The sequence below is a fragment of the Parahaliea aestuarii genome, from assembly GCF_008064635.1.
GTDB lineage: Bacteria > Pseudomonadota > Gammaproteobacteria > Pseudomonadales > Halieaceae > Parahaliea > Parahaliea aestuarii.
On sequence record NZ_VRYZ01000001.1, the window covers coordinates 885,725 to 898,051 of the forward strand.

The window sequence follows — 12,327 nt, forward strand, 5'->3', positions numbered from 1 at the left end:
TCAGCCATGGAACTGGAGCGGATTTCGGGAAAAGTGCACTCGGTGTGAGTGCTGGCCAGGTTCATCACGGTCGGCCAGCGTCTTTCAGAATCAGGTCCGCCGCACGGTACCCCAGTGCCATTGCCGGCGCATTGGTGTTGCCCGAGATCGGTCCCGGCATCACCGAGCAATCCGCGACCCGCAGGCCCTCGACTCCCCTGACCCGCAGCTGCGAGTCGCAGACAGCGTCACTGTCTCCGCCCATTCTGCAGGTGCCTGTGGCGTGCAGACCGCACATGGCTTTTGCCCGGAACGCTTCCACTATGTCTTCGTCGCTCTGACAGTCCGCTCCGGGCACCATTTCTTTCACGATATGCTGCGCCAGCGAGGGTTGCGCGGCCAGCTCGCGGATGCGTCGTACCGTGTCTATGGCCTGGCGGCGATCCTCCTCGTGTTCCAGCCAGTTGGGTTCGATTGAAGGAGGGGTGGATGCTTCGCCGTCTCGAATTGTGATAGAACCCCGGCTCTCCAGTTGTAGCAGCTGCCCGTAAATGGTCAGGCCCGGTTCGGGATCGATAGTCGACAGTGGCACCGGGTGTTTGTCGTCACTCAGTGCGAAGTTATAGCCTGCCATAAACAGTTGCAGATTGGGCGGGCCATCGTTGGAACCGACGCGGGTGAATGCACCTACCTCGAAGGGGCCGGTGGTCATCGGGCCCCTGCCCAGCAATTGGTATTGCAGCACGCTCCATAACAAGTGCGGCCAGCGGTAGTGGTGGTTATTGCCGCCGCAGGGGCGGGTGCGGAACATCATCGAGAAGCCGAGGTGTTCCTGCAGATTGCGTCCGACGTCAGGGCTGTCGCACAGCACATCCACGCCGGCGGCCTGCAGTACGTCGGCGGGACCAATGCCGGAACGCTGCAGCAGGAGTGGGCTCTCAAGCGCGCCACCGCACACGATAATTTCTCCGGCGCAGTCGAAATCTCGTGTCATCCCGGCCACTTGTGCAGTAATGCCAACGGCTCGTCCCTGGTCGAAATGGATTTGCTCTGCCAGCGCATGGGTCACGATGTCCAGGTTGTCGCGTGCCTTTGCCGGAGTGATAAAGGCCGCGGCACCGCCGTCGCGTCTGCCATTGCGGACATTATGGCTGTAGTAGCCGATGCGTGGCCCGTGCAGGTCGTTGAGATCAGCGCTGCGCGTCAGGCCGAAGCGTTCACCGGCGTTCAGCATGTCCTCCGTTAGCGGATAGCGGTAGTGCCCGCCCGCGGTAATGTGGACTGGCCCGCCACTGCCGCGGTAGTTTCCCGCGCCAAGCTCGTGGTCTTCAATCGCCTTGAGTGCGCTGTTCATGCTGGTCCAGTTCCAGCCCTCGCAACCGGCCGCCTCCCAGGCCTCGTAGTCGGCCGGCTGACCGCGCGACCAGATCATGCCGTTGATGGCCGAGGAACCGCCCAGTCCGCGACCCCGGATCCACACCTCGGGCCTGTCTCCGGCGCTTTCATTGCCCGCGGTGTAGGACCAGATAAGGTGCGGGTCGTTGACGATCCGGGCAATGCCCTTGGGCATGCGGATCAGGAAATGGTCATTATTGCCGCCGGCTTCCAACAGCAATACGCGGTGCGATGGGTTTTCCGACAGGCGATTGGCAAGGACGGAGCCGCTTGACCCGGCGCCAACCACGATGTAGTCGTAACCTGGTGAATGCCCGTTCATGACGTTATTTCCTCCTGTACATCAGGGACGCAACTGGCCGGGATAAAAAAACCCGGCCGCAGAGGGCCGGGAAGGTGCCACAATTACCGGGACCCGGTATGAGTACCCCGGTCAGGGGGTGGCGAGAGCCTCAATAGTCGCCGAAGGTGTAGACCAGCTCCGCGCCATAGGTGCGGGGCGGGCGGGGGGTTGCAAAGCCGAACAGGGATGACCCGTCTGAATTGGGAGCTACCACGAAGGTGTGGCTGTATTCATCCTCGTCGGTCAGATTGCGACCGAATACGCCGACGCGCCAGTTGCCGAACTGGTAGCTCAATGAGGCGTCGAGCACACCGTAGGCATCCACGTGAGTGCCGGGAAAGTCAGTGACAGTACCGGCATAGTCATCGCGCCAGTTGTAGGACAACCGACCGGTCAAGGCGCCGTTGCCAACGTCCTGCAGGTAATTCAACGCAGCGGTGTAGGTAAATTCCGGTGCCCGGCGCATGGGCAGATAGGAGTTGTCGTCCGTCAGTGCGCCGTCACCAAATATGCGGCCGGTGAACTCGTCGTATTCCGCGTCCAGGTAGCCGCCGTTGAAGTCGACACTGAAGTAGTCATTGATGATGGCCGACAGTTCGAGTTCCAGGCCCTGAATGGTGGCGGAGCCAACATTGAGCACCGCGTCCTGGTTACCCTGTCCCACCCCCGGTAGCGGGATGTTTACCTCCTGCTGCATGTCGTCGTACTCCATGTAGAAGGCAGTCAGGGCGTAGCGCAGGCGATTCTCGAAGGCGGTGGACTTGATCCCGATCTCGAAGTTGCTGACCTGCTCGGGCTCAAAACCTGCCCCTACGATTTCCGGAGAGCTGGCCCGGATACTGAAACCCCCGCTGCGGAAGCCGGTGGAGTAGGTGGTGTACAGCATCAGATCGTCGGTGGGCTCCCAGCGCAGACCGAGACGATAGATGATGTCGTCATCGGTACGCTCCCCGGTGGTGGTGGGCAGCTGGACCAGGCCGAATACCGGCAACTCCGTGGTCTTGGTCAGTTTCTTGGTTTCCTCGATCCAGCGCGCGCCGGCGGTAACAATCCATTCGTCGCTCAGGCGGTAATCACCCTCGAAGAAAACCGAGTCCGAGTCGGATGAGGCCTCGGCGGTTTGTAGCGAGCAGGGCACACCGTCAAAACCACAGGCCTCGACAGGGACACCAATAAACAGGGAGATATCGGTTTCGTTGACCCAGTCGGTCAGTTCGGACTGCCAGTTGAAATAGCCGGCGGTAAAACTGAGGGCGTCGCCGGCGTCGTAGTCAAAGCGCAGCTCCAGGCTGTCCTGCTCGTAGCTATTGGGGCGATAGGCGTGGAAGATCTCGGTCGGAGAACCGTCGAAATCGAGGAAACTTACTTCGTCCATCTCGCGGTGGGCGGCCACCAGTACTGCGCTGAGGTCGCTGTTGATCTCCCAGTTCAGGTCTACCTGGTAGTCCTCGCTGTCCAGTTCGAAGTCCTGTTCCAGGTCGCCGGCGCCTTTGCGGCGGTCACCCGACAGCGGTTTGTCATCGCTCACGGCGCAGGCGCCGAAGCCCTGGCAAAGTGTCGCCTGGGGGCCGCTGATGGACAGCATTGGGGCCAGCGTGCCGTCCTGTTCATAGCTGTTGTACTGTACTTCCGCACGGAAGGTATCGGAGATGTCCCACAGCAGGTGAATGCCGTAGCGGTCCTCGGTGGAATCACCTTCATCCTTGCCGGTGGTGATGTTCTCGAAATACCCGGCTTTTTCTACCTGGGCCAGGTTGAGCTTGACCGCAGCATTGTCTCCAAGCGGGACGTTCAGTACGCCTTCGAGGCCGTAGGCGTCGTACCGTTCAGCACGCGCCCGGACCTTGCCGGCCCACTGGCCCGCGATGGGCTTGGTTCGATGGATATTGATCACGCCGCCGACGGCGTTCTTGCCGAACAGGGTTCCCTGGGGGCCGCGCAATACCTCAATGCGCTCGACATCGAGCAGACTCATGGCATTGCCGGAGTTCGTACCCAGGGGAACACCATCAAGATGGATCAGCACGGTGGGGTCGAAGGTCTTTTCCACGTCCTGGAAGCTGATACCGCGAATCGCGATACCGCCGCCATTGGGCGTGCCGGCGGAGATGTCGTCGAAAATCAGGTTGGGTGAATACTGTACGATGCCGGTAGCATCGCCGAGGAAGGACGCATCGATCGTATCCTTGCTCACCGCGCTGACTGCGACAGGCGAGTCCTGGATGGATTCCTCTTTCTTGCGCGCCGTGACCACGACTTCTTCGAGGGCCATTTGGGCATAGGCGGGCAGCGGCCCACCCAGGGCTGCGGTGACGGCGCAGGCGATGGGCAGGCGGTTGCGGGAGTTAGTGCGCATTGTGTTGTTCCTCTGACGCAAAGCTCAGGTGGCACCCGGGCTGGTTGATTTATGATTATGCGACTGGCGCAATGCCAGTGACGGAAGAATAGCCAAATTACAAAAACAGTCAACACTGTTTTTTAACAACTTTTGTATCTTATAAAAACAGTCGAAGCTGTTTGTTATATCCTGGCGGGTGTGGCACACTCCGCATCCCGAGATGGTGAAGCCATCTGGATCCCGATGTTCAATAAATGACATAACTGAATGGGAGTCCTCAACGATGTTATCCGGGTTGCAAGGAAAAACTGTTCTGGTGACAGGCGCTGCCGGGGGTATCGGCAGTGCGACCTGCCGGCGCTTTCTGGATGAGGGGGCAAACGTTGTAGCCGCTGATCTCAATACGGAGTCCCTGTCCTTTGCCGAAAGCGAGAGGGTGCGTCGAGTCGATGTCGACCTGAGGCGGGCCGAAGGCGCTGCGGCCTGTATCGATGCCGCCGTCGAGTCCTTTGGCGCACTGGATCTGGCGTTTCTCGGTGCGGGGGTGGAGTGCAGGGCCGCCATGGTGGCGGATTTTTCGGAAGCCGAGTACGAGCGCGTCTTCGACGTGAACGTGCGCGGTATGTTCCTTTGCTCCCAGGCGATTGTGAAACATCTGCAGGCGAGCGGCCGCTCAGGCGGCATCCTGATGGTCTCCTCCATCGCCGGTCTGACGGGAAACGCCACCACTTCAATCTACAACGCCTCCAAGCACGCTGTGGTCGGCATCAGCCGTTGCCTGGCACGGGAGGTCGGTTCGCAGGGTATTCGCGTCAATGTGCTGTGCCCCGGCATGGTGGATACCCGCATGGCGCACTCCCTGGAGCAGAGCATGGGGGCCGCCAGTGGTCTGGAGGCGACTCAGGTACGGGCTGCGGTGGAGGCCGGATCCTCGCTCGGACGCTACGCGACTGCAGATGAGGTCGCGTCAATGGGTGCCTGGATTCTGAGTGACGAGGCGCCTTACTGCCACGGTGAAATCTTTACCATCGGTGGCGGCATGATGGCCTAGGAGGAAGCAATGGCAACGCAGTATGACGGTGAAAACCTGCTCGCCGTCCAGGGTGTGCGGCAGGCACTCGCCCTGCACAGCCAGGGCGTCGACCGGGCGGATGAAGGGCTGCTGGCCGCCGCCTACCATGACGATGGCGAAGTCGACTACGGCTTCTTCAAGGGCGCGGCCAGTGAATTTGTCCCCATCCTGAGTAGCGCCCAGCGCCAGGGGCCTGTCACCCTGCATCGCAGCAGTCCCCCCTGGGTACAGATCCTCGGGGAGAGGGCTCTCTCCGAGACTTACGTGCTGGCCTGTGCTGAAGGCGAAGAAGACGGGCAGGGGGTGCAGCGCTTGATCGGCGGTCGCTACCTCGATCGTCTCAGCCGCCGCCGTGGGGAGTGGCGGCTCGATCACCGGCGCTACGTCATGGACTGGAACATCAATCGCCCCGGGCAGTCCGCCTGGCCGGGTACCTCCGCCCTGCTAGCCAACTTCGTACCGAGAGGCGGGCACGCCGAGGCTGATCCCGGCCGCACCCTGCTGGCCCTGGGACTGGCACGGATCAAAACACAGGAGAAAACCATGTCTGCCGACAATCGCGATGCCCAGCTCGATGAGGCTCTGGCGAAGCTTGCCGTGCACGATCTGTTAATGGCCTACGCCCGCGGGGTGGATCGCGCCGATAGTGAATTGCTGGGCTCGATCTTCCTCCCGGATTCAACCGTGGTATCGGGCGCCTTCAATGGCTCCGGGCCGGAATTCGCTCGCGAGATCACCCGCTCTGTGAGCGAAAACCTGGTGCGTTGCTTTCACTCGATCGCCAATGAGTGGGTGAAGGTGGAGGGCGAACACGCGGTGGGCGAGGCCTATGTCATAGCGCACATGACAGCGGGCGGCACGGACACTGTCACCGGCGGGCGCTACGTCAATGAATTCGAGCGACGCGATGGCAGCTGGAAAATCCGCAGCCACACCTTCGTGGCCGACTGGAACATGAACTTGCCCACCAGCTTCCAGAGCGACGGCATGTACGCCGCCCTGGACAGCCGCGGCTGTTTCGGCAGGAACGATCCGGTGTACCGTTTCTGGGAATCTGCGTGATGCGCGTGGCAAACCGGGCAATACGACACAGGTCAACAGGAGAGTAAATATGGCCGGCAGAATGCAGGACAAGGTGGTGGTGATCATCGGTGCTTCGGACGAGCGCAGCATGGGTGCGGCGACCGCCCGGCGCTTGCACGCCGAAGGCGCCAAACTGGTGCTGGCGGCGCGCCGGGAGGACCGCGTAAAGGCGGTGGCCGAGCCCCTGGGCGCGATTGCCATGGCCTGCGATATCAGTGACGAGGCCCAGGTCGAGGCGTTGGCGCAAAGAGCCGTGGACAGCTACGGCCGCCTGGACGGGGCGATAAACTTCGCCGGGGTGGAAGCGGGTGGCCCGATTGCCGAAATGACCCGGGAAACCCTGCAGCAATGCTGTGATGTACATTTCATTGGCACGGCCCTGTTTATCAAACACATGGCGGCCCATATGCCAGACGGGGGCTCCATTGTCACCGCCTCATCGCAGACCGCGATCCTCGCGCCGCCGGGGCTGGCTGCCTATTCGGGCACCAAGAAGGGCGCGGACCAGGTGGTGCGTGTGGCCGCGGTTGAATACGGCCCGCAAAACATTCGCGTCAACTCCCTCTCGCCGGGCTTTACCCCAAGTGCGATGACCGCCGGCTATATGGAAGTCCCCAGTGTCAAGGCGGCCTTCCTGAAGGAAATGCCCCTGGGGCGATTCCCGACCACGGAGGACATGGCCAATACCGCGCTGTGGTTGCTGTCCGACGAAGCCTTTGTGACTGGCCAGGTGATCGACGTGTCCGCCGGGCAGACGCTGCGTCGCATACCCACGCCCGACGAGATGGCGTAGGCCGTGCCGGTGACCAGAATGCTAACGCTGATCCGGCGCGCGAGATCGCCGGGGCTGAGGCCACGCTGTTCGGTCCGTGCAGCCTGCGCAGTTTCACGGTCGAAGAATTTAAATCGGATATGGGGTAACGGTTTATTATGACCAGTAATCAAGCTGTCGTGCTGGCGCGCTTCCCGCGTGGCGAAATCACGCCGGAAGACTTCGCGATACGGGATATCCCGGTACCAGAGCCTGACCCCGGTCAGTTCGTTACGCGCAACCTGGTGCTGTCGATGGATGCGGGGTTCCGGCAGTGGATGAATGAAGGCGCCGGGGACAACTATCTGCCGGGCATGGCGCTGGAAACGCCGGTGCAGAGTATTGTGCTCGGCCGGGTGGTGGCGAGCGAGCATGCCGACTATCCGGTGGGCACTGTGGTTAACGCGCGCACCGCGTGGGAAGAATACAGCCTGCTGGACGGCTCGGATCTCTGCTCCCCGCTCACCCTCGACCCGAGGGTACCGGTGGAAGAGTACATGGCCACCCTGGGGCCCACCGGCATGACCGCCTATTTCGGCCTGTTGGAGGTCGGCCGTCCAGTCGCGGGCGAGGTGCTGGTGGTGAGTGCCGCGGGCGGTGCCGTCGGCACTGTGGTGGGTCAACTGGGGCGGCTGCAGGGCTGCTACTGCATCGGTCTGACCAGCAGCGAGACCAAGGCGCGCTGGCTGGAAGAGGAGGTGGGCTATCACCGCGCGCTCAGCCGGGAGCGCTACCCGGATCTCCCCGCCGCGCTGCGGGAGGCTGCTCCCGACGGGCTGGATATTTTCTTCGACAATGTCGGCGGCAGTGTGCTGGACGCGTCGCTTGGCCACCTGCGTGAGCGCGCGCGTCTGGTCCTCTGTGGCGCAATTGCCCAGTACGAACGCGACCAGCCAGAACCGGTCTACAACGCCTGGGAACTGATCACCAAGCGTGCCACCGCCTCCGGTTTTATGTTTTCCGATTACGCCGATCGCTTTGGCGAAGCCATGGGAGCGCTGATGGGCTGGCTGCAAGCGGGCGAGGTGCGCGGCTTCCTGAACACCTATGAAGGCCTGGGCAGCGTGCCAGAAGCGTTCTGCGACATGATGCACGGCCGTTCGCGCGGCAAGTGCCTGGTGCGGCTGGGCGATTGAGGAAGTCTTGCGCCCGACGGGCGCCTAGAACTGGGCTTCAGGCAGTCTAACCACCAGGCCGTCCAGTTCCTGGGTAATATCAATCTGGCAGCCCAGGCGGCTGTTGTCCCTGGGTTCCACGGTAAAGCCAAGCATCTGCTGTTCCAGCTGATTGGCTTCACCCACGGTTTCAACCCAGGCTTCGTCGATGTAGCAGTGGCAGGTGGCGCAGCTGCAGGCGCCGCCGCACTCGGCCACGATGCCTTCGATGCCGTTGTCGACAGCGGTTTGCATGACAGTGGAGCCGATTTCCGCGTCGACCTCGAAGGTTCTGCCATCGTGTTCAATGTAGGTGATTTTTACCATGTGACGTTCGTATCCTGTCGTTCAGTTCGCTTTTTTGTGGGTGCTTGAAGCCGTGCCGGAACCGCTGCTGGCGGCTTTGGGGCGAGGGCGGGTGGCCGCCGTTTTCTTCGCCCCGGACGCTGCCGCTGTGCGATTGGCACGGGGAAGGTAGATCGCTTCCAGTTCCTCCAGCGCCTGGCCGGTGTAGATCGCCAGTTTCTGCATGTGTGGCAGCGTGTCCCGGCAACCGGAGAATCCGAAGGTCATGGTGCCGGCATAGCTGTAGCAGGTGATATTGAGCGCCTGCCCATGGGTAACCGCCGAAACGGGGTACATGGCTTCCAGTCGCGCGCCGCGGAAATACAGGGGTTCCTGTGGCCCGGGTACATTGGACACGGTGACGTTGAAGACCGGACGGGTCCTGCCTTCCAGGCCGGCAATCATCTGCAGGCCGTATGGCGTCATAAGGGCCATGGAAAATTTTTCGATGGAATCACGTGGCAGGCCCTGCAGCACCGCCTTGGCACCCCGGGTGGAAGTGGCGATTGCCTGCAGTCGGCGCATTGGGTCGGCCACGTTGGTGGCGAGGTCGGCGATGATGAAACTGACGGCCGAGCCTGCTCCCTGGTCATCCGCTGTGCGCAGGGACACCGGAATGCCGGCGGTAAGAGGTCGCCCGGGTAGCGCACCCAGTTCCTTGAGGAAGGTCCGCAGGGCGCCCGCACAGAGTGCAAGTATGATGTCGTTCACCGTGCACTCGGCCAGTTTAGACAGGCGCTTGATGCGGTCGAACTGGTAGAGCTGCGTGGCAAAGCGTCGCTGGCCCTGGATGCGGTGATTGAGGATGGAGACCGGTGTCTGGAACGGCAGCACCACGTGGTCATCGGCCTGCTGCGAAGCGCGCAATAGCTTGACGAGACCGCGCCCGACGTTGGCGAAGGACGCCACAGTGCCTGGCAGCGAACGCAGTGTATGGAATACAGAGCGATGCGGCTTCAGCTTCATGCCGGCGCTGGGGGCATGGGCGCTCCATAAGGCAGGCGTATCCACGTCCTCCGGGCTGGTGGACATGGACCGCTGCAGCATGCGGATGCCGGCGATACCGTCGACCATGGAGTGATGCATCTTGAAGTAGACGGCGAAGCTGTTGTCCTGCAGATTCTCGATGACGTGGTATTCCCACAGGGGGCGCGCCAGGTCCATGGGATTACTGTGCAGGCGTGAAATCAGCATGCCCAGCTCCCGTTCGCCGCCCGGTCTTGGCAGGGCGTGATGGCGCACGTGAAATTCCATGTCGAGGTCGTAGTCGCGGATCCAGGTCGGTGGGGAGAGTACGCGCAGTGCCGGGTTTTGCAGGCGGCGATTGAAGGGGTCGGCGAAGTCTGTTGAGTCGCGCAGCGCTGCGACCAGATCATGCATGTAGTTGTCACCGGCGTTGGTCGGCAGCGTGTAGATCAGCAGCGTGGCGACATGCATGGGGCGCTCGCGGCTCTCCATCATCAGCCAGGACGCATCTGAAGCGTTAACTCTCTCGTTCATGGGAACACCTCATCCTCTCTGTGCTACAGAGCTGTCATACCGCCGTCGATTGAGAAAGCCGCCCCGGTCGCGAAGCGCGATTCGTCAGATAGCAGGTAGGCGGTGATTGCGGCGATGTCCTCCGGTGTGCCCATACGCCCTATCGGGTGTACCGAGAGAAAAGCGGCGAGTGTCGCCTCGGGATCCTCGACCTGGGACAGGACCTTGTCCACGATCGGCGTGCGAATGATACCGGGATGTACGCTGTTGCAGCGGATGCCGTATGCGGAACGGGCGCAGTGCAGCGCCACGGATTTGGTCATCATCGTCACTGCCGCCTTGGCGGAATTGTAGCCCACCAGGTCGGGATCGGCTTTCAGCCCGGCCGCGGACGACATGTTGACGATGGAGCCTCCCGTGGTTTTCATCAATGCTATGCCGGCCTTGCAGCCGAGAAAGACACCGATCACATCGACTTCGAGCTCGTGCCGCAGGTCCGCGACATCGAGTTCCTCTATCGATCCCATGGTGGTAATGCCGGCGTTGTTGACCACGCCATCCAGCCGGCCCCACTGGCTGCGAACCTGGTCGCAGCAGCGCTGCCAGTCGCCTTCGCTGGTCACGTCCAGTGGTATGGCGATCGCCATGTCTCCCAGCGTCTCCGCGGCCGCTTCCGCACCTGCCGCGTCCAGGTCGCAAATTGCCACGCGAGCGCCTTCGGCGACAATCCGCCGGGCGATGGCCAGGCCCAGTCCGGACGCGGCTCCGGTGACCAGTATGTGGTGCCCCGCCAGACGGTCGACGTGGGGGCGGAGTGCCTGCGAGTCATTGTTCATTATTTGCGCCTGGTAGCGGGTGAATGCCGGCCCGCAGGTACAGGCGCCGGCATAGTCGCCAATTTACTCAGCCATGTAATCATCCAGCACCTCGTGGAAGTGCTGCACGCGCCGCTCCTGGTGAGGCAGGTAGTAGCCCTGGAATCCGGCCGATGCCAGGCCCCGTTGCTGGGCATTGCCCACGCTCAGGTCCTGGTCGGCGGTGGTGCCGAGGGTCTTTTCGCCGTAGCGGACATACTCGTGCTCGGCGTCTTCCACCGGCAGGTCCGGGCCACCGGCGGGGGAGGGGGTGGTGTCCTGGCCTTCGACCTTGTTCACCAGCCACCAGTGATCAAACAGGCACTTGCCCGGATCGGTGGGGTGCGGGCGCGGTCGCAGCAGCTGCATACCATCGGGGCCCGCGGTCAGGACGTTGTTCGGAAAGATGTTGTAGATCACGTAATCGGTGAGCTGGTAGTCCGCCAGGTGCTCGTAGTGCAGGTAGCCTTTTTCCTTGCTCTGTTCGCGTTTCCTGTTCTGCACATCGACGCGCAGCTTCTTCCAGCTGTCGCGACCAATGTATTCGTTGCTGTCGATACCCCAGCTGGCCACCATACTCACCAGGGGCTCATCGATGGTGTCAGAGGAGAACTGCTTCGATGGCAGGAAGGCCGGGAACCAGCCGCGATTGTGGCCGTTCTCGAGGAGGTCGAACTGGCAGTCCTCGTAGTCTGCGGCAATATAGGGGATCAGCTCCGGGTGCAGGGTCTTGACGTGATAGGCCTCGTTGAAGTTGTCGGTGATGATCTTCCAGTTGCACTCGGCCTCTGCGGTCATATCCAGCACGCGCACCATTTCCTCGCAGCGATAGGATTCGAGTTCCTGCACCACGGTTTCACCGAGAAAGTCCTTCAGTGAGGGGGCGTCTTCGTCCAGGTTGAACCAGATGAAGCCAAACCGCTCCTCGCAGCGAATTTCCTTGAGGCGCGCTTTGCCGCAGGGGCTGCCCTGGGGGAAGTCCTCCTCGTCCGGCACCGCGGTAACAATGCCCTCAGTATTGAACTGCCAGCCGTGGTAGGGGCACTGAAAGCGCTTGGTGTGGCCCTCTGGCGCCTCGGTAATGCGCGTGCCGCGGTGCGGGCAGGAATTGTGGAAGGCGCGCACTACGCCGTCTTCCTGGCGCATCATGATGATGGACTCGTGGCCGAGTTCTGTCATCAGGTAGTCGCCGTGATCCGGCATCTGGTAGGCGACCCCGCCGATGTTCCATACCCGGTTCCACATCTGCTGCAGCTCGCGGCGAAGATAGTCCGGGCAGGTATAGCGATCGGCGGTTACCGGCGAGCCTCGCAACTCGGGTTCCGGGTGCTTGGGAGGGCACTGGAGGTCGGACTGTAATAGGGCGCTGGTCATCGGTTGGCTCCTGCTGGCTTTGGGCCAGTTCAATTATCGGTATAGGCAGCCGGCGGCTATGGGCTCCGTACATCAAGCAGCAAGATTATCAGTGCGTATT

The 12,327-nt window shown here is 61.9% G+C and carries 10 protein-coding genes; 4 read left to right on the top strand and 6 right to left on the bottom strand.

Annotated features, from left to right (window positions below; translation table 11 throughout):
- Positions 1-64: 64 nt before the first annotated feature.
- Together FVW59_RS04025 and FVW59_RS04030 are read right to left on the bottom strand one after the other, a co-directional pair.
- On the bottom strand, positions 65-1,696 hold the full coding sequence (locus FVW59_RS04025; RefSeq protein ID WP_148062914.1) for a GMC family oxidoreductase: 1,632 nt from the start codon (positions 1,694-1,696) through the stop codon (positions 65-67).
- A gap of 130 nt (positions 1,697-1,826) precedes the next feature.
- Entirely contained in the window at positions 1,827-4,073 is a 2,247-nt protein-coding gene (locus FVW59_RS04030; RefSeq protein WP_148062915.1) for a TonB-dependent receptor, read from the bottom strand.
- Positions 4,074-4,371: 298 nt separating this feature from the next.
- On the opposite strand from FVW59_RS04030, the gene FVW59_RS04035 reads away from it, so the two are divergent.
- The 4 genes from FVW59_RS04035 (at position 4,372) to FVW59_RS04050 (ending at position 8,157) form a co-directional block, all read left to right on the top strand.
- Entirely contained in the window at positions 4,372-5,106 is a 735-nt protein-coding gene (locus tag FVW59_RS04035) for an SDR family NAD(P)-dependent oxidoreductase (RefSeq protein ID WP_187275742.1), read from the top strand.
- Positions 5,107-5,115: 9 nt separating this feature from the next.
- Positions 5,116-6,189 (top strand): nuclear transport factor 2 family protein, encoded by a 1,074-nt coding sequence (locus FVW59_RS04040; RefSeq protein ID WP_148062917.1) that lies wholly within the window; start codon positions 5,116-5,118, stop codon positions 6,187-6,189.
- Between the two features lie 49 nt (positions 6,190-6,238).
- Positions 6,239-7,003, top strand: a complete 765-nt coding sequence (locus FVW59_RS04045; protein WP_148062918.1) for an SDR family NAD(P)-dependent oxidoreductase — start codon at positions 6,239-6,241, stop codon at positions 7,001-7,003.
- Between the two features lie 137 nt (positions 7,004-7,140).
- On the top strand, positions 7,141-8,157 hold the full coding sequence (locus FVW59_RS04050; RefSeq protein WP_148062919.1) for an MDR family NADP-dependent oxidoreductase: 1,017 nt from the start codon (positions 7,141-7,143) through the stop codon (positions 8,155-8,157).
- A gap of 24 nt (positions 8,158-8,181) precedes the next feature.
- Here the strand turns inward: FVW59_RS04050 and FVW59_RS04055 are convergent, their stop codons facing one another.
- From FVW59_RS04055 to FVW59_RS04070, 4 genes are all read right to left on the bottom strand, one after another.
- Positions 8,182-8,502, bottom strand: a complete 321-nt coding sequence (locus FVW59_RS04055; RefSeq protein ID WP_148062920.1) for a 2Fe-2S iron-sulfur cluster-binding protein — start codon at positions 8,500-8,502, stop codon at positions 8,182-8,184.
- 21 nt (positions 8,503-8,523) lie between these two features.
- The gene (locus tag FVW59_RS04060; RefSeq protein ID WP_148062921.1) at positions 8,524-10,020 is read right to left on the bottom strand and encodes a WS/DGAT/MGAT family O-acyltransferase; all 1,497 of its coding nucleotides are present in this window, start codon (positions 10,018-10,020) and stop codon (positions 8,524-8,526) included.
- Positions 10,021-10,043: 23 nt separating this feature from the next.
- A complete protein-coding gene (locus FVW59_RS04065; RefSeq protein WP_148062922.1) occupies positions 10,044-10,835 on the bottom strand; it encodes a glucose 1-dehydrogenase in 792 nt (263 codons plus the stop codon).
- Positions 10,836-10,898: 63 nt separating this feature from the next.
- Positions 10,899-12,227, bottom strand: a complete 1,329-nt coding sequence (locus tag FVW59_RS04070; RefSeq protein WP_148062923.1) for an aromatic ring-hydroxylating oxygenase subunit alpha — start codon at positions 12,225-12,227, stop codon at positions 10,899-10,901.
- Positions 12,228-12,327: the final 100 nt, after the last annotated feature.